The following is a 17,520-nucleotide window of genomic DNA, read 5'->3' as shown; positions in this document are numbered from 1 at the left end:
ATATTTTTAACTTATAGCTGCCGCCAGCCATTGCGCCTCCAACGCCTGGGGCGTAAGTTTGGGCCCAGTCACGGTTAAAATCTCAGGAAAAACAATGAACACCAAAGCCCGCAAAGTGATGATTATCGGGGCCGGAAACGTCGGTACCTCCGCCGCTTACGCCCTGCTGAACCAGAATATCTGCGAGGAGCTGCTGCTGGTGGATATCAACCAGCCGCGCAGCGAAGGCCACGCCTGGGATCTGTCGGATGCCGCCGCCTATATGCCGGGCATGATGACCATCTCCACCCGCGCGGCCAGCGACTGTGCCGATGTGGATATCGCAGTGATCACCGTCTCCGGCGGTGCCCTCAAACCGGGGCAGACGCGGCTGGATGAGCTGAACGCCACGGCCAGCATCGTGAAAAGCATTGTGCCGCAGATGATGGCGGGCGGATTTAACGGCATTTTCCTGATCGCCACTAACCCGTGCGACATCATTACCTGGCAGGTGTGGCAGCTCTCCGGCCTGCCGCGCCATCAGGTGATCGGCACCGGCGTCTGGCTGGATACCACCCGGTTGCGACGTACTCTGGCGCAGGCGCTGGATATTGGCGCACAGAGCATCGACGCCTTTATCCTGGGCGAGCATGGGGATACACAGTTCCCGGTCTGGTCCCATTCATCGGTCTACGGCTCGCCGATTGCCGACGTGTATCAACGCCACACCGGTAAAACGCTGGATTTTGATGAACTGGCCGAGCGCGTGCGCAAACAGGGCTTTGAGATCTACGCCCGGAAGGGCTGCACGGAGTACGGCATCGCCGCCACCATCGCTGAGATCTGCCGCAATATTTTTACCGGCAGCCACCGGGCGCTGGCGATCTCCTGCATTCTGGACGGCGAGTATGGGGTGGACGGTGTGGCGATCGGCGTACCGGCGGTGCTGGCCCAGAGCGGTGTCCAGCAGATCATCGAGCTGAAACTGGCGGATGACGAATTGCAAAAATTCCGCCATTCGGCGGAGGTGATCAAAGCCAATATCGCCCGCCTGCCCTGAGCACTTAAGGCGCCAGAGTCAGCGTCGCATCCAGCTGGCTCAGGGTCTGTTGCACCCCTTCGTCCAGCCGTTTGTCGGTAACGATATCGGTCAGGGTGTTGAGGTGGGTAACGTTAAACAGCGACCAGGCACCGTATTTCGAGCTGTCGGCCAGCAGTACGCGGCGTCGGGCGTTGGCGATCAGATCCCGTTTGAGCGCCGCTTTCTCTTCCGTCGGCGAGGTAATGCCGCGCTCCAGATCCCAGCCGTTACAGCTGACAAAGGCGATATCCGGCCAGACGTTCTGCAGCAGGCGGCGGCCGTGCTCGCCAATACAGGACTGGCTGGAGTCATCGATACGCCCGCCGATAATCGTCACCTCAATCTGCTTAAACTCCGAGAGAAACAGGGCGATATGCAGATCGCTGGTGATGATGCGCAACGGCAGATGGGTCAGCTGGCGCGCGAGTTCAATCATGGTGGTGCCCGCGTCGAGCACCACCGCGTCACCGGCTTTTACGAAGCTGGCGGCCGCGCAGGCGATGGCGTGTTTCTCCGCCAGACTGCGCTGCATCTTTTCGCTGGTGGTGGGCTGCGAAGGAATAAACCGGTTCAGGGTCACGCCGCCGTGGGTGCGGCTGATAACCCCCTCCTGATCGAGCTTAATCAGATCCCGGCGAATGGTCGCAGGCGAGGCATCCGTGGCCGCTACCAGCTGATCCACCGTCACCAGATTGTGCCCTTTCAGGTAGTCCATTATCTGTTCTAACCGGCTATATCCCTTCATATTATTCCCGTGTGATTTGCATCGCTAACTGGATAGAAACCGTCATGCTCTCAGACTTCGCTTTACCTGTCCACGCAATGTCGAACGCGGTGCCATGGTCAGCAGAAGTCCGGATAAACGGCAGCCCGGCGGTGATGTTCACCCCGTCGTAAAAACCGAGCAGCTTCAGTGGGATATGCCCCTGGTCGTGATACATCGCCACCACCATGTCATACATCCCTTCATGGCACTGCATAAACACCGTATCCGGCGGGCACGGCCCTGACACATTCAGCCCCTGGGCCTTCATCGCTTCCACTGCCGGGCCGACAATATTGATCTCTTCGTCGCCAAACAGACCGTTCTCCCCGGCGTGCGGGTTAACCCCGGCCACGGCAATACGCGGGTTCTTATACCCCACGCGCTTAAGGAAGGTATCCGCAATGCCAATCACGGTTTTTACCCGATTCTGGTTGAGGGTATCAAGGAATTTGCGCAACGCGATATGAGTGGTGATATGGATCACCTTCAGCTGGTCGGTATAGAGCACCATGGCGTAATCTTTGCTGTCGGTGAGGTGCGCCAGCAGTTCGGTATGGCCCGGATAGTGATGACCCGCCAGATGCAGCGCCTCTTTGTTGAGCGGCGCGGTGGCAATGGCTTTCACCTCGCCCGCCATCGCCAGTTCGGTGGCGCGACGCACGCAGCGGTAGGCCAGATCGCCAGCCTGGGCCTGCACCACGCCGGGTTGCAACGCCTCGGGATCCGCCAGCGGCTCATCCAGCACGTTAATAATAGCCGGGCCGAACTGCGCCTCGCTGACGCGGTTAATCACGCGTAACTCCGCCGGGGCGGTGATCCCTTTCTCCAGCACCCGCTGCAGGGTGCGGGCACAGCCGACTACCACCAGCGGCGCGCCGGACAGCTCGCCTTCGGTCAGGGATTTGATAATGATCTCCGGGCCGATGCCCGCCGGGTCGCCCATGGTTACAGCAATGATATTAGTCACTCATCTTCTCCTCGATAAAATGCAAAACCTCAAGCAGCGTGGTTTCAGTACCAAAACCGCCCGCTTTGGTCATGACTGGCCCCTGCCAGCGACAACCCAAAAACCGACCAAACGGCACGCACTGCGCCACTTGTCCGCGTATGGCAAAACCTTGCGCGTCGAGTGCGCTGGCGACCGCCATCGCCACGTCGCCGCCTGAAACGTACAGCGCCGCCGGGCTATGGCTCTCCAGCACCCTGCGCGTCAATTCCCCGAGAAACGCGCTGATGGTCTCACCCAGCGCGGCGCGGCTTAATCCGCGCTGCTGGCACAGGGCGTCGATCTGATGCCGGGCCTGAGTATCGGCGCAGGTATGCACGACGCAGTGCTGGCCTGCCGCCAGCTCAGCCACGATCTGCTCCTGATAGCCCGCCATCGCGTCGCTGAACACATCATTGATATCTATCAGTACCGTGCTGACGTTATGTTGCGTGCGCACCCGCTGGATCTGCTGCTGAGCAATTTCACTCATCGAACCGATAACCGCCAGCAGCTGCCGTGGGGTCGCCAGCCGGCGCGCCAGGGCATCGCACAGCCCGGCGGAGCCCACCAGCAGCGGGCGTGGGTCGCAGGCAAATGCCGCACTGATGATTTGATCCAGCTCGTCGTCGCTCTGCGCATCGACAATCACCAGTTGCGCATCACCCTGCAGGGCCGCGGCCAGCTGCGCCGGGGTAACGACCACGCTGTTAAGCGCAGTTTGCTCTGCCAGCACCGCCGTAATATGCGCATGGCGCACCGGGGTTTTCGGGTCGCTGGCAAATTCGGTCCCGGTGACCGGCACGCCCTTCACCAGGCAGATGCCATTTTGCGTAGTGCGCCCCGCCGCCGGGAAGGCCGGGGCGACGATGGCCTGACGCTGACCGCTCAGACGCAGCAGCGCTTCCACTTCTGCCCCCCGGATTGCCGCGCAGGGTGGAGTCGATTTTCTTCACCAGCCATTTTGCGGCGTCAATCTCGGCGGCAAAGCGCGTCAGCTTTTCAGCGGCCTCTGATGCCCGAAGCGATCGACTGTCGCTATTAATAACCAGCGCATCGGTGTCGCCGGTAAAGGGAGTCTGAAACGCCACGCTGACTTTTTTGCCGCTTAACGCCAGGCTGACCCCCGCGTCGTTTGCGCCGGTAAAGTCATCGGCGATCGCCACCACTTCTCTGTTCAGGTTGTTCACTTACATCCCCAAAGGTTCGCATTTCCTGTTAATGATTATATTCAATCACGTTTGATTATGTGTGAGCAAGATCAAGGTATTCGGTTTACGAATAAATTATAAATTTAGACACACGATGACTGTGATTGCCTGGTTTGATCGAACTCAATCACAGACACAGCAACAGGAGAGCAATGTGTTAACCATTAACAGTACAATTATCAGCGGTGCGGGTGCGATCCCGGCCCTCGCGCCCCTGCTGGCAGGCAAAACGCGCCTTTTACTGGTCACCGACGGCAATATCGCCCGTCTGGACGCTGCCCGCGCCATCCGCACCCTGCTGGAAGCCGACAACCGCCGCGTCAGCGTGATTGAGAGCGTACCGCCGGAACCGACCAACCATGACGTGCGCGCCCTGCTGGCGGAGATCAACGACACCGCTTTCGATCTGGTGGTGGGCGTGGGCGGCGGCAGCGTACTGGATGTGGCGAAGCTGCTCTCCGTGCTGTGTCATCCCTCTTCTCCGGGGCTCGACGCCCTGCTGGCGGGTGAAAAACCGACCGTTCGTCTTGCCTCTTTATTGATCCCGGCCAGCGCCGGTACCGGTTCCGAAGCCACGCCGAACGCGATCCTCGCCATTCCTGAGCAGAGCACCAAAATCGGCATTATCTCCCCGGTGCTGCTGCCGGATTACGTGGCGCTGTTACCGGAACTCACCACCAGCATGCCGCCGCACATTGCCTCCTCCACCGGGATCGATGCCCTGTGCCACCTGATTGAGTGCTTTACCGCCACCGTGGCAAATCCGCTGAGCGACAACGCGGCGCTGATTGGCCTGCGCAAGCTGTTGAACAATATCGAAACCGCCTGCGCCGAGCCGCACAATCTGGCGGCGAAGCTGGAGATGCTGTGGGCCTCGTACTACGGCGGCGTGGCCATTGCCCATGCCGGCACCCATCTGGTGCATGCCCTTTCCTATCCGCTGGGCGGCAAATATCACCTGCCGCACGGAGTGGCGAACGCCATTCTGTTAGCGCCCTGCATGCGCGTGGTGCGCCCGGATGCCGTGGAAAAATTTGCTCAGGTGTGGGATCTGGTGCCGGGTGCGGATACATCGTTGTCGGTAGAGGAAAAATCTCATGCGCTGGTGGCGTGGTTTGCCGCCCTGGTGCGCCGCCTGAACTTACCGGACAACCTCGAAACGCTGGGCGTCCCGCGGGATGACATCGCCTCCCTGAGCGATGCTGCCCTGAACGTAAAACGCCTGATGAACAACGCCCCGCGTCAGGTCAGACATGCCGAGGTGCAGGGCATTTATCAGACCCTGTTCCCCGAAATTTAACATCGAAGGAGTGAGAAATGCGTAACAAGATTGAAGGCGTGCTGACGGCGATCGTCACCCCCTTTACCGAGGATGGTGCCCTGCATCTGCCGGGACTGAAACGCCAAATCCAGCGCCAGCTGGCGGCGGGGAACGGTATTTTCTGCGGCGGCACCAACGGTGAGTTTTTCGTGCTGACCGAAGAGGAAAAAGTGGCCGTCACCCGCACCTGCGTGGAAGAGGTTGCAGGCCGTGCGCCGGTGGTGGCGCATATCGGCGAAATCTCCACCCGCGCCACCATCCGCCTCGGCAAGCAGGTTGAAAGCCTTGGCGTCGATGCGGTATCGGTAATCACCCCGTGGTTTGTCCCCCTGACGCAGGCGGAGCTGATTACCCACTACACCGCCATCGCCGATGCCCTGACGGTGCCGGTCTTTCTCTACAACATCCCGGCGCGCACCGGCAACACTATTGAGCAGCACACCGCGCGGGTGCTGGCTGCGCATCCGAACATCATCGGCATTAAGGACAGCGCGGGCAGCTATGAGAGCCTGAGCGGTTTCCTGAAGGCTGCCCAGGGCATCGAGGATTTCGACGTGCTGAATGGCCCGGACTCGCTGATCCATCAGGGCTTTGTCGAGGGCTGTTCCGCCTGTATTTCCGGGCTGGCAAACGTCGCACCGGAGGCGATCAACACCATCTGGACACGTTTCCATGCGGGCGATATCGACGGCTCGCGTCAGGCGCAGGAAGGGGTGACTGAACTGCGGATCGATTTGTATAAAGTGGCCTTCTCCCCGGCGGCGGTGAAAAAAGCGCTGCAGGTGATGGGCGAAGAGGTGGGTGAAAGCCGCTACGCGGTGGCTTTCGATGCGCAACAGACTGAACAGATCCGCCAGATAGTGACGAAGTCACTGCAGTAACCGGCGTTTGATTTCGTCCATAAGAATACCGGGTGCCGCAGGCGCCCAGGGTTCCTACGCCCTGAAGAGAGGCAAAGATGAACAATTTTACCGCTGAAGATACCCTGATCATCGTAGGCATTGTGATTGTCTACATCCTGTTTACCACCTGGCTGACGTTCCGATTGCGCAGTAAAAACTCCGGCGATTTTATGGAGGGCTCCCGCGCAATGCCGGCGTTTATTGTCGGGATCCTGCTGATGTCCGAATACATCGGCGCGAAATCCACCATCGGTACCGCCCAGGCGGCGTTCGAGGATGGTTTTGCCGCCTCCTGGTCGGTGATCGGCGCGGCCATTGGCTTCCCGCTGTTTGGCCTGCTGCTGGTGAAGCGCATCTACAGCACCGGCAAAATCACCATCTCCGGGGCGATTGCCGAGAAGTACGGCACCAGCACCAAAAACATCATCTCGATCATCATGATTTACGCCCTGCTGCTGGTGAACGTGGGCAACTACGTCTCCGGCGCGGCGGCCATCTCCACCGTGCTGAAGGTCAACCTGCCGGTCGCGGCCTTTATTACCGCCATTGTCAGTACCTTCTACTTCGCCTTTGGCGGTATGAAGGGGGTGGCCTGGGTAACGCTGCTGCACAGCGCCCTGAAGTATTTCGGTATTCTGGTGATCATGGGCTTCGCGCTCTCTAAAACCGGCGGCTTTACGCCGATGATTGAGCAGATGCCGTCGTACTACTGGACCTGGGATGGCAAAATCGGCGCCAGCACCATCTTTGCCTGGCTGATTGGCACCATCGGCTCCATCTTCTGTACCCAGTTTGTGATTCAGGCCATCTCCTCCACCAAAGATGTGAAGTCCGCCAAACGCTCCACCTGGGTGGCCTTCTTCTTCTGCCTGCCGATTGCCCTGGCGATTGCGGTGATCGGCGTGGCGGCGAAGTATCTGCACCCGGAGATCGACAGCCTGTACGCCATGCCAATCTTCCTGCAGGACATGAACCCGTGGCTGGCCGGCCTGGTGACAACGTCACTTGTTGCCTCAATTTTCGTGAGCGTCAGTACCGTGGCGCTGGCTATCGCCTCGCTGGTAGTAAAAGATTTCTACGTGCCGTACCGCAACCCTACCCCGGAGCAGGAGTTTAAAGCCACCCGCTGGATGTCGCTGCTGATTGGCTTCCTGCCGCTGATTTTCGTCCTGCTGGTGCCGGAAGTGCTGAAGCTGTCGTTCTTCACCCGCGCCATTCGTCTGTCGATTACGGTGGTGGCGGTGATTGCCTTCTATGCGCCGTTCTTCAGGAGCACCCGCGGGGCAAACGCTGGCCTGATTGGTGCCTGCGTGGTGACCTCGGTGTGGTATCTGCTGGGCGACCCGTTTGGCATTAACAATATGTATATCGCGCTGATCACCCCGGCGGTGATTATGGTCCTCGACCGTCTGATCCCGAATAAAGCGGATCGCAAAGCGCCTGCCCCTGTTCAACATAATGGAGTCTGATATGTCTGTAACCGTAACCCGTGACGGGATTGTTCGCCCGCAGCCGCAGGATGCCCGCGTGGAAACGGCAATGCTGCCCTCTTCCTGCCCGCAGAACCACGCCGCGAACCTGCTGCCGCTGCCGGATGGCACCCTGATGTGCGTCTGGTTTGGCGGTACCCAGGAAGGGATCGCTGATATTTCAGTGTGGGGGTCGCGCCTGACCCCTGGCAGCAACCAGTGGAGCGAGGCGGTGAAGCTGTCGGATGATGCCAGCCGCTCGGAGCAGAACCCGGTGCTGTTCCTCGCCCCGGACAACGTGCTGTGGCTGCTGTGGACCGCGCAGCTCTCCGGCAATCAGGACACCGCCATCGTCCGTTATCGTCAGTCTGCGGATTCAGGCAAAAGCTGGGGCGAGATTGCCACCCTGCTGGACAAGCCCGGCACCTTTATTCGCCAGCCCATAGTGGTGCTGGAGAACGGCAACTGGCTGCTGCCGGTCTTCTACTGCCGTACCCAGCCGGGTGAGAAATGGGTGGGTAATGATGATATCAGTGCGGTGAAAATCTCCGAAGATCGGGGTAGAAGCTGGCGCGACGTCGAGGTGCCGGAGAGTCTGGGCTGCGTGCACATGAACATCACGGCACTGAATAACGGTCATCTGGTGGCGCTGTATCGCAGCCGCTGGGCGGACAATATCTATATCAGCCAGTCGCTGGACAACGGCGAAAGCTGGTCGGTGCCGGAGCCGACGGCGCTGCCGAACAACAACTCGTCGATTCAGGTCACCACCCTAGCAAGCGGCGAGCTGGCGCTGGTGTTCAACCACATGAGTGCGGCGGGTGCGCTGGAGCGCCGCGCCTCGCTGTATGACGAGATCGACGATGGCGACGGCCGCAAAGAGCCGGAGGTGACCAACGGCCGCGCCGCCTTCTGGGGCGCACCGCGCGCGCCAATGACGGTGGCGATATCCAACGACGGCGGGAAAAGCTGGGCCTGGCAGCGCAACCTCGACGAGGGCGACGGCTACTGCATGACCAACAACTCGCTGGAGAAACTCAACCGCGAGTTCTCCTATCCGAGCATCAAACAGGGTGCCGACGGGTCGCTGCATATCGCCTATACCTACTTCCGTCAGGCGATCAAATACGTGCGCGTGTCGCCGGAATGGGTGAAGGAGGCGCAACAGTGATTATCGGAAATCTGAACGCCCTGCCGCTGGCCGGGCTCCCTCCGGTCCTGCGGCAGATCCTCGATCGCCCGGACTGCACCCTGGCGGCGCTGGCCGCCCGGGATGACGGACGCTGGCAGCCGCAAGGCTGCCCGTGGTTCTGCCATATCGGCCCGGCGCAGACCCAGCCGCAGGCCGAGCGTCATACTGAATATCACTATTTTTATGCCGATATTCAGGTGGTGCTGGCAGGTGAAGAGACGATCTGCGCCGGAATGCAATCTGTTGCGCAGCCTGGTGACGAAGAGCGTAAGCCTGATCTCTGGATCGCCGCCGGGGCGGTACACCCGGTGAGCATCACCCTGAAGCCCGGGGATTTCGCTGTGTTTCTGCCCGAGGAGCCGCATCAGGCCCTGTGTGCGGTGAACGCGCCCATGACCGTGCGCAAGGCGGTGTTTAAGGTGCCGCGCGCCCTGCTGGAGGCGTGATATGCGCCATGCCATTGTCACCGGTGCAAGCTCGGGCATCGGCGAAGCTATCATCACCCGCCTGCTGGCGGAAGGCTGGCAGGTGACGGGCCTAAGCCGACGCGGAGTGGACTGCGGACACCCGAATTTTACAAGCCTGAGCGTCGATTTAAGTGACAGTGTCACGCTAAAAGCCGCGCTCGATACTCTGCCGGTACCGCAGGCGATAGTCCATGCCGCCGGGATGATGGCCGCCGCCCCGCTCGGCGAGCTGGATCCGGTGGTCAGCGGTCGCCTGTGGGGGCTGCATATTCACGCCGCCGAGATCCTGTTTAACCACTTCGCCCCGCGAATGACAGCGGGTGGACGGCTGGTGGCTATTGGCAGCCGCACCTCGCGGGGTGCCGCCGGGCGTTCGCAGTATGTCGCCACCAAAGCGGCGCTGGTGGGGATGATGCGCAGCTGGGCGGCGGAGCTGGCCCCACGGGGGATCACCGCTAACGTGGTCGCGCCCGGGGCGACGCAGACGCCGATGTTGAGTGCGCCCGGACGGGAGACGTCACCGCCCAAGGTGCCGCCAATGGGGAGGCTGATCGCCCCGGAGGAGGTGGCGGCGATGGTGAACTACCTGCTGAGCGCCGAGGCCGCGCCCATCACCGGGCAAGAGCTGGTGTTGTGCGGCGGGGCGTCGTTGGGGTGATGTGTGCGGCCTGTTTGCCGGGTGGCGGCTACGCCTTACCCGGCCTACGGACGGTGGGGTGTGCCTGTTTGCCGGGTGGCGGCTGCGCCTTACCCGGCCTACATTTCGGGGCGTTTCGTAGGCCCGTGCAAGCGCAGCGCCGCCGGGCGGTTTTAGCTCCTGAGGAACACGGTGCCTTTCAGGTAGAGCGCAGCCTGACCGCCAATCAATACCCGGTCGCCTTTCAGCTCGCAGCGCAGATCGCCGCCGCGGGGCGAGACCTGCCGCGCCTGCAGCGTGGTTTTACCCAGCTTCTCGCTCCAGTAGGGGATCAGCATGCTGTGGGCGGAGCCGGTGACCGGGTCTTCCGCCACCGACTCGCCCGGGCAGAAGAAGCGGCTGACAAAATCATACTCATCGCCCGGAGCGGTCACACAAACCATCTTATCCAGCGGCATCATGCCGTCGATATCCGGGGTTAGCGCCTCGACCTGCTGCTGGTTTTCCAGCACCACCATGTAGTCGCGCCCTGCCCGCACCTCCTTCGCCCCGGTGATGCCGAGGGTGCTGAACAGCAGGTCCGGCGGATTGTCTACCACCTCGCTGCTCCACGCCGGGAAGTTAAGCGTCAGCCAGTCGCCGCTGCGGGTGACTTTCAGGTCGCCGACGAAGCGGGTGGAGAAAACAATCTCGGTGTGCGGATAGTCGAAATACTCAAAAATCACGTGGGCGCTGGCGAGCGTGGCGTGTCCACAGAGGTTAATTTCGTACTGCGTCGTAAACCAGCGCAGCTCAAAGCCCGCGTCGGTGCGCACGAAAAACGCGGTTTCCGACTGGTTATGCTGCTGGGCCATCTTTAACAGTACGTCGTCCGGGAGCCACTCCTCGAGCGGGCAAACGGCTGCAGGATTCCCACCAAACGCGCGGTCGCTAAACGCATCGACCAGATAAAATGCAATTTCTTTCATTGGGTTAACCCTTATCGTTAGCGTAAAAACAGATGACCTTTCAGATACAGCGATGCCCTGCCGCTCATTAATACCCGGTCGCCCTTCAGTTCACAACGCACGTCGCCGCCACGGGCAGAGACCTGCCGGGCGAAGAGCGACGTTTTATTCAGCTTTTCGCTCCAGTACGGGATCAGCATGGTATGCGCCGAGCCGGTAACCGGATCTTCCCACAGCGCCGCTCCCGGCGAGAAAAAGCGGCTGACAAAATCGTATTCGCCCTCGCCGCGGGCGGTGATCGACACTTTATGCTCCCCGGGCGTCATGGCGTGAATATCCGGCGTGACCGCTTCAACCTGCTGACGGTTTTCCAGCACCAGCACCCAGGCGCGCCCCTTGCGGGCCTCGACGTAGCCCTGGATCCCAAGCGCGGCAAGCATCTCTGCCGGCGGGGTCTGCGGCTCGCTCGGACAGGCGGGGAAATCAAGCGTCAGCCAGTCCCCGTCACGGCTGACGGTGAGCCTGCCGGAGGCGGTGTCAAAATGGATACGGGCATCGGGGTACGCCAGCTCGTTAAACAAAACCCAGGCGGTCGCCAGGGTGGCGTGACCGCAGAGGTTAACTTCGCCATTGGTGGTGAACCAGCGCAGCTCGATACCGTCCCGGTGGCGCACGAAGAAGGCGGTCTCCGACTGGTTATGCTCCCGCGTCATACTGAGCAGCGTCTCGTCCGGCAGCCATTCCGGCAAAGGACACACCGCCGCCGGGTTGCCGCCAAACGAGCCGTCACTAAACGCATCGACCAGATAAAACTCAATTTCCTGCATCGCCCGACCCACTGTTAACGTTATGTTGCATCCTATATTTATGGAAAATAACCCGTTTCACCAGCTATTAGTTTTAGGACGGAGTGAGATCCAGATCACAAAACGATTGTATTTCCACCAGGGAAGGTTTTAAGATCGTCCCACCTCATTGACGTAACGACTCCCGGACATCCCTATGACAACCAACACCGTTTCCCGCAGGGTGGCGTGGCTACGGGTGGTCACGCTCGCCGTGGCCGCCTTTATCTTTAACACCACCGAATTTGTTCCCGTCGGCCTGCTCTCGGATATCGCCAGCAGCTTCGGCATGGAGACCGCGCAGGTGGGGATCATGCTGACCATCTACGCCTGGGTGGTGGCGATGATGTCGTTACCCTTTATGCTGCTCACCAGCCAGATGGAGCGGCGCAAGCTGCTGATCGGCCTGTTCGCGCTGTTTATTGCCAGCCATGTGTTGTCGTTCCTGGCCTGGAACTTCACGGTGCTGGTGATTAGCCGAATCGGCATTGCCTTTGCGCACGCCATTTTCTGGTCGATTACCGCCTCGCTGGCGATCCGCCTGGCCCCGGCCGGGAAACGCGCCCAGGCGCTGAGCCTGCTCGCCACCGGCACCGCGCTGGCGATGGTGCTGGGCCTGCCGCTCGGGCGCATCATCGGGCAGATGTTCGGCTGGCGTACCACCTTCTTCGTTATCGGACTCGGGGCACTGTTCACCCTGCTGTGCCTGATCAAGCTGCTACCGAAACTGCCGAGCGAACACTCCGGCTCGCTGAAAAGCCTGCCGCTGCTGATGCGTCGTCCGGCGCTGATGAGCCTCTATCTGCTGACGGTGGTGGTGGTTACGGCCCACTACACTGCCTACAGCTACATCGAGCCGTTTGTGCAGACCATCGCCGGGTTCAGCGCCAGCTTTGCCACGGTACTGCTGTTGCTGCTGGGCGGCGCGGGCATTATCGGCAGCCTGCTGTTTGGCAAACTGGGCAACCGTCACGCCTCTACGCTGGTCAGCAGCGCTATCGGCCTGCTGTTGGCGTGCCTGCTCCTGCTGCTGCCCGCCTCGGGGAGTGAGACAAATCTCGCGCTGCTGAGCGTCGTCTGGGGCGTGGCGATCATGATTATCGGTCTCGGGATGCAGGTGAAAGTGCTGGCGCTGGCCCCGGATGCCACGGACGTGGCGATGGCGCTGTTCTCAGGGATTTTCAATCTGGGGATTGGTGCGGGTGCGCTGGTGGGTAATCAGGTGATCCTGCATCTTTCGATGGCATCGATCGGCTATCTGGGAGCCATCCCGGCGCTGGCAGCGTTAATCTGGTCGGTACTGATCTTCCGTAAATGGCCCGTCGCCCTGGAAGAGCAGCCGCATCACGGCTAATGAGGTGACCGGGTGGCAGAACGCCACCCGGTCCGGATTTACGGGTAGTTTTTAATAATTTCCAGCACGCCGTTGATAATAAACTGCACGCCCATACAGACCAGCAGGAAGCCCATCAGACGGGAGATGGCTTCGATACCGTCCTTACCCACCCAGCGCATAATCGCGCCCGAGCTACGCAGACAGCCCCACAGGATCACCCCGATAATGGCGAAAATCAGCGTCGGGGCAATCATGATCACCCAGTCCGGGAAGTCAGAACCACTGCGCACCGTCGATGCGGAGCTGATGATCATCGCTATGGTCCCCGGGCCCGCGGTGCTGGGCATCGCCAGCGGCACAAAGGCGATGTTCGGGGCGGGTTTGCCCTGTTTATCTTCCATCGCCTCCTGCGCGTCAGAGGTATCCGTCACTTTCTGCGGCGGGAACAGCATCCTGAAACCGATAAAAGCCACAATCAGCCCGCCCGCGATGCGCAGACCGGGAATTGAGATCCCGAAGGTGTTCATCACCAGCTGCCCGGCGTAGTACGCCACCATCATGATGGCGAAGACGTAAACGGAGGCCATCAGCGACTGGTGATTACGCTGTTCGCGGTTCATATCGCCCGCGAGGCCGAGGAACAGCGCAACGGTGGTTAACGGGTTAGCCAGCGGCAGCAGCACCACCAGCCCAAGGCCAATAGCTTTAAATAAATCAACCATTTTACAGAGTTGTCCTTATCAAAATTTAACCAGGCAAGTATACGGCGAAAACCCCTGTTTCAGCCATGCGCACATCGTAAGTAATATTTTCGCTCCGAAATTAATTTATCCCGATGATATGACGATCCGCCAGGCGGGCAAAAAGGTGATCTGAATCGCTTTAGCAAATCGTGTCATAAGCAAATGCATTCAGTTGACTTATAGTTGCCTGAGCAATAATATCTGCCGTGATTAAACTACTTGCCAGGGCAACCATTGTGAAAAGCACCAGTGACCTCTTCAACGAAATTATTCCGCTGGGTCGGCTTATCTATATGGTTAACCAGAAGAAAGACCGCCTGCTCAATGACTATCTGTCACCGCTGGATATCACCGCAACCCAGTTTAAAGTGCTCTGTTCTGTGCGCTGCGAAGTGTGTATTACCCCGGTTGAGCTGAAGAAGATCTTATCTGTCGATCTCGGCGCGCTGACGCGCATGATGGATCGTCTGGTCTGCAAGGGGTGGATTGAACGCCGCCCCAACCCGAATGACAAACGCGGCGTGCTGGTGCAACTGACCAGCGACGGCGCGGCGATGTGTGAACAATGTCATCAATTAGTAGGACAAAAACTGCACCAGGAACTAACAAAAAACTTAACGGCGGATGAAGTGGCAACCCTTGAGCACTTGCTTAAGAAAATCCTGCCGTAAACAGAAAGAGGTATGACGATGTCCAGACGCAATACTGACGCCATCACTATTCATAGCATTTTGGGCTGGATCGAAGATAACCTGGAGTCACCGCTCTCGCTTGAGAAAGTGTCTGAGCGTTCAGGTTACTCAAAATGGCACCTGCAACGGATGTTTAAAAAAGAGACCGGCCACTCATTAGGCCAGTACATCCGCAGCCGTAAATTAACGGAAATCGCACAGAAGCTGAAGGAAAGTAACGAGCCGATCCTGTATCTGGCTGAGCGTTACGGGTTCGAATCACAACAAACGCTGACCCGCACGTTCAAAAATTACTTCGACGTTCCGCCGCATAAATATCGCATCACCAATATGCGCGGGGAATCCCGGTATCTGCTTCCGATCAATCACTGTAACTGCTAATCGCCTGTATTAAGACGTATCGAGGAAATTATGAAACTGTTCGCTTCCGCTGTTCTCACCGCCCTGGTGCTGGTCTCTGGCCAGAGTTTTGCGGAGCAAACTCCTGGTGTCACGCCGCAAAACAGCCGCGACACCATGATTCTGCCAACGGCCAACGGCCAGTCGCCTTACGATTTTAATCATATGGGCGCAGGCAGCGACAAATCCGACGAGTTAGGCGTGCCGTATTATAATCAGCGCTCTTAACGCGTTTTGCCCCGCCCGTGCGGGGCTTTTTTTAGCCTCTGACCCGCGTCGTCCGCCGCAGACGCAGGCCGAAGACGTTGATGTAGAGACCGGCCATCACCAGCAGCGCCCCCACCAGCTGCAACGCCCCGAGTTTTTCATCCAGCAGCAGTGCCGCACTGGCGATCCCCACTACCGGTACTAACAGCGACAGTGGCGCCACCCGCCAGGTTTCGTAGCGACCGAGCAGCGCGCCCCAGATGCCGTAGCCCACTATAGTGGCGACAAAGGCCAGGTAGATCAGCGACAAAATCGTGGTCAGGTCGAGGGTGACGAGGCTGTGAAGCATCACCGTCGGGCCATCCAGCAGATAAGACGCCGCCATAAAGGGCAGAATCGGGATCAGGGCGCTCCACACTACCAGCGACATTACCGCCGGACGGGTCTCAAGCTGCATGATCTTTTTGTTGAAGATATTGCCGCTGGCCCAGCAGAACGCCGCCGCCAGAGTCAGTAAAAAAGCCCAGCAGCGCGACGTGCTGCCCGTTGAGGCTGGCCTCTGCCAGCACCAGCACGCCGACTACCGCCAGGGCGATCCCCGCCAGCTGCTTGCCCTGCAGCCGCTCGCCAAACACCAGCGCCCCGAGAATGATGGTAAAGAACGCCTGGGCCTGCAGCACCAGCGAGGCCAGCCCGGCAGGCATGCCGAAGTTAATGGCGCAAAACAGAAAGGCAAACTGACCAAAGCTGATGGTCAGGCCGTAGCCCAGCAGCAGACGAAACGGGATCTTCGGACGGGCGACAAAAAACAGCGCCGGGAAGGCTACCAGCAAAAAGCGTAAACCGGCCAGCATCAGCGGAGGCATGTTGTGCAACCCGACTTTGATCACCACAAAATTCAGCCCCCAAACTACCACCACCAGCAATGCCAGCAGCCCGTCTTTACGCGTCATACCCTGCCCCTGTTTATTAAATTTTTGTAAACACTTATCAAAGTAACGAAAAAATCCTTCCGGGAACAGATCATTAATTCTGGCAGTCAGGCGAAGCACTTAGGGATAAATTTGGTGGTATACAAGCCTCTTATGCCGTGATAATCCTGATAAGACATAACAAAAACTTCACACGCAATTGTCGGGCAGGAAAATGAAACCATCACTCAGGCGCTCAACCGCAGCGCTGCTGGCGTCGTCGTTGTTACTCACCATTGGGCGCGGCGCGACCTTGCCGTTTATGACCATCTATCTCACCCGCGTCTATAACATGAGCGTGGAGAATATTGGTTATGCCCTGACGGTGGCGCTGACTATCGGAGTGGTGTTCAGCCTGGGGTTTGGCATTCTGGCCGATAAATTTGATAAAAACCGCTACATGCTGATCGCCATTACGGCGGTGGCGCTGGGCTTCCTGGCGATCCCGCTGGTGGACAACGTCGTACTGGTGGTGCTGGCCTTCTCGCTGATCAACTGCGCCTATTCGATCTTCTCCACGGTGCTGAAAGCCTGGTTTTCCGACGTGCTCAACCCGGCGGAAAAGGCGCGGGTCTTCTCCCTTAACTACAGCTTTCTCAACATTGGCTGGACCATCGGGCCACCGTTAAGCACCCTGCTGATGATGTACAGCCTGCAGCTGCCGTTCTGGGTGGCGGCCTTCTGCGCCGCGCTGCCGCTGGTGCTGATCCAACGCTATGTACAGAAAGGCGTGGCGGCCGATAGTGAACATGTGCCGGTTCCGTGGCAGCCGTCGGTGCTGCTGCGCGACCGGGCGCTGTTCTGGTATACCCTCTCCGGGCTGCTGGCCTCCTACGTGGGCGGCTCCTTCGCCAGCTGTATCTCCCAGTACGTGCTGGCGGCAGATTACGACAGCGATTTCGCGCAGAACGTGGTGGCCGTGGTGCTGCCTGTCAACGCCGCGATGGTGGTTTCCCTGCAGTACATCATTGGCCGCAAGCTGTCGGCGCGTAACATCCGCCCGCTGATGACCCTCGGCACCCTGTTTTTTGTTCTCGGTCTGGCCGGGTTTATGGTCTCCGGGGAGAATCTGATCTACTGGGGACTCGCTGCGGCGGTCTTTACCGTGGGTGAGATTATCTATGCGCCAGGGGAATACATGTTGATCGACAACATCGCCCCGCCGGGGATGAAAGCGAGCTACTTCTCTGCCCAGGCGCTCGGCTGGCTGGGCGCGGCCTTTAACCCGATGATTACAGGTCTTATCCTGACCCATCTCCCGCACTGGTCGCTGTTTGTGATTATGATGGTCGCCATTGTGCTGGCGTGGATGATGATTTTACGTGGAATGCGGGTGAAGGCGTGGGTTGATATGCCTCGTGTAGCCTGAT

17 protein-coding genes and 2 pseudogenes are annotated in these 17,520 nt (G+C 59.4%); 12 read left to right on the top strand and 7 right to left on the bottom strand.

Annotation, left to right across the window (positions count from 1 at the left end; genetic code table 11):
• The first annotated feature begins 94 nt into the window (after nt 1-94).
• On the top strand, nt 95-1,039 hold the full coding sequence (locus AAHB66_RS10965; protein ID WP_347116256.1) for an L-lactate dehydrogenase: 945 nt from the start codon (nt 95-97) through the stop codon (nt 1,037-1,039).
• Nucleotides 1,040-1,043: 4 nt separating this feature from the next.
• Here AAHB66_RS10965 and AAHB66_RS10960 read toward each other — a convergent pair whose 3' ends face one another.
• From AAHB66_RS10960 to AAHB66_RS10950, 3 genes and pseudogenes are all read right to left on the bottom strand, one after another.
• Nucleotides 1,044-1,805, bottom strand: coding sequence for a DeoR/GlpR family DNA-binding transcription regulator (locus AAHB66_RS10960; RefSeq protein ID WP_347116254.1), 762 nt, complete (start codon nt 1,803-1,805; stop codon nt 1,044-1,046).
• A gap of 1 nt (nt 1,806) precedes the next feature.
• A complete protein-coding gene (locus tag AAHB66_RS10955) occupies nt 1,807-2,793 on the bottom strand; it encodes a D-threonate 4-phosphate dehydrogenase (RefSeq protein WP_347116253.1) in 987 nt (328 codons plus the stop codon).
• Nucleotides 2,786-4,001, bottom strand: a pseudogene (locus tag AAHB66_RS10950) (four-carbon acid sugar kinase family protein). Before AAHB66_RS10950 ends, AAHB66_RS10955 begins: the two are co-directional and overlap by 8 nt.
• Nucleotides 4,002-4,176: 175 nt before the next feature.
• On the opposite strand from AAHB66_RS10950, the gene AAHB66_RS10945 reads away from it, so the two are divergent.
• The 6 genes from AAHB66_RS10945 (at nt 4,177) to AAHB66_RS10920 (ending at nt 10,031) form a co-directional block, all read left to right on the top strand.
• Nucleotides 4,177-5,322, top strand: a complete 1,146-nt coding sequence (locus AAHB66_RS10945; RefSeq protein WP_347116252.1) for an iron-containing alcohol dehydrogenase — start codon at nt 4,177-4,179, stop codon at nt 5,320-5,322.
• Between the two features lie 17 nt (nt 5,323-5,339).
• The gene (locus AAHB66_RS10940) at nt 5,340-6,224 is read left to right on the top strand and encodes a dihydrodipicolinate synthase family protein (RefSeq protein ID WP_347116251.1); all 885 of its coding nucleotides are present in this window, start codon (nt 5,340-5,342) and stop codon (nt 6,222-6,224) included.
• 77 nt (nt 6,225-6,301) lie between these two features.
• On the top strand, nt 6,302-7,714 hold the full coding sequence (locus AAHB66_RS10935; RefSeq protein ID WP_347116250.1) for a sodium:solute symporter family protein: 1,413 nt from the start codon (nt 6,302-6,304) through the stop codon (nt 7,712-7,714).
• A 1-nt stretch (nt 7,715) separates the two neighbouring features.
• On the top strand, nt 7,716-8,885 hold the full coding sequence (locus AAHB66_RS10930) for an exo-alpha-sialidase (protein WP_347116248.1): 1,170 nt from the start codon (nt 7,716-7,718) through the stop codon (nt 8,883-8,885).
• A complete protein-coding gene (locus AAHB66_RS10925) occupies nt 8,882-9,352 on the top strand; it encodes a YhcH/YjgK/YiaL family protein (protein ID WP_347116247.1) in 471 nt (156 codons plus the stop codon). The genes AAHB66_RS10930 and AAHB66_RS10925 overlap by 4 nt, the downstream gene beginning before the upstream one ends.
• A 1-nt stretch (nt 9,353) precedes the next feature.
• The gene (locus AAHB66_RS10920; protein WP_347116246.1) at nt 9,354-10,031 is read left to right on the top strand and encodes an SDR family oxidoreductase; all 678 of its coding nucleotides are present in this window, start codon (nt 9,354-9,356) and stop codon (nt 10,029-10,031) included.
• Nucleotides 10,032-10,183: 152 nt separating this feature from the next.
• Here AAHB66_RS10920 and AAHB66_RS10915 read toward each other — a convergent pair whose 3' ends face one another.
• Together AAHB66_RS10915 and AAHB66_RS10910 are read right to left on the bottom strand one after the other, a co-directional pair.
• Nucleotides 10,184-10,978: a PhzF family phenazine biosynthesis protein gene (locus AAHB66_RS10915; protein ID WP_347116245.1), complete on the bottom strand. Its 795-nt coding sequence runs from the start codon at nt 10,976-10,978 to the stop codon at nt 10,184-10,186.
• A gap of 17 nt (nt 10,979-10,995) precedes the next feature.
• Nucleotides 10,996-11,784, bottom strand: a complete 789-nt coding sequence (locus AAHB66_RS10910) for a PhzF family phenazine biosynthesis protein (protein ID WP_347116244.1) — start codon at nt 11,782-11,784, stop codon at nt 10,996-10,998.
• A gap of 175 nt (nt 11,785-11,959) precedes the next feature.
• Here AAHB66_RS10910 and AAHB66_RS10905 point away from each other — a divergent pair, with 175 nt between their 5' ends.
• Nucleotides 11,960-13,156: a sugar transporter gene (locus AAHB66_RS10905; protein ID WP_347116243.1), complete on the top strand. Its 1,197-nt coding sequence runs from the start codon at nt 11,960-11,962 to the stop codon at nt 13,154-13,156.
• A gap of 38 nt (nt 13,157-13,194) precedes the next feature.
• Here AAHB66_RS10905 and AAHB66_RS10900 read toward each other — a convergent pair whose 3' ends face one another.
• Nucleotides 13,195-13,860 carry a MarC family NAAT transporter gene (locus tag AAHB66_RS10900; protein WP_347116241.1) on the bottom strand — a complete coding sequence of 222 codons (666 nt, stop codon included), beginning with the start codon at nt 13,858-13,860 and terminating at the stop codon, nt 13,195-13,197.
• A 257-nt stretch (nt 13,861-14,117) separates the two neighbouring features.
• Here AAHB66_RS10900 and marR point away from each other — a divergent pair, with 257 nt between their 5' ends.
• From marR to marB, 3 genes are read left to right on the top strand one after another with little or no spacing between them, the layout of a single operon-like run.
• Entirely contained in the window at nt 14,118-14,552 is a 435-nt protein-coding gene (gene marR / locus AAHB66_RS10895) for a multiple antibiotic resistance transcriptional regulator MarR (protein WP_106993851.1), read from the top strand.
• Nucleotides 14,553-14,570: 18 nt separating this feature from the next.
• The gene (marA, locus tag AAHB66_RS10890) at nt 14,571-14,954 is read left to right on the top strand and encodes an MDR efflux pump AcrAB transcriptional activator MarA (protein WP_072250842.1); all 384 of its coding nucleotides are present in this window, start codon (nt 14,571-14,573) and stop codon (nt 14,952-14,954) included.
• A 30-nt stretch (nt 14,955-14,984) separates the two neighbouring features.
• Nucleotides 14,985-15,200: a multiple antibiotic resistance protein MarB gene (marB, locus tag AAHB66_RS10885; protein WP_347116239.1), complete on the top strand. Its 216-nt coding sequence runs from the start codon at nt 14,985-14,987 to the stop codon at nt 15,198-15,200.
• Between the two features lie 31 nt (nt 15,201-15,231).
• On the opposite strand, the pseudogene eamA reads toward marB, so the two are convergent.
• Nucleotides 15,232-16,132, bottom strand: a pseudogene (gene eamA / locus AAHB66_RS10880) (O-acetylserine/cysteine exporter).
• Between the two features lie 193 nt (nt 16,133-16,325).
• Between eamA and ydeE the strand changes: the two are divergent.
• Nucleotides 16,326-17,519 carry an efflux MFS transporter YdeE gene (ydeE, locus tag AAHB66_RS10875; protein ID WP_347116237.1) on the top strand — a complete coding sequence of 398 codons (1,194 nt, stop codon included), beginning with the start codon at nt 16,326-16,328 and terminating at the stop codon, nt 17,517-17,519.
• The last annotated feature ends 1 nt before the right edge of the window (nt 17,520 follow it).

The organism is Leclercia sp. S52 (assembly GCF_039727615.1).
GTDB lineage: Bacteria > Pseudomonadota > Gammaproteobacteria > Enterobacterales > Enterobacteriaceae > Enterobacter > Enterobacter adecarboxylatus_B.
The sequence above is the reverse complement of the archived record's forward strand: the minus strand, read 5'-3'. Positions and strand labels throughout refer to the sequence as shown.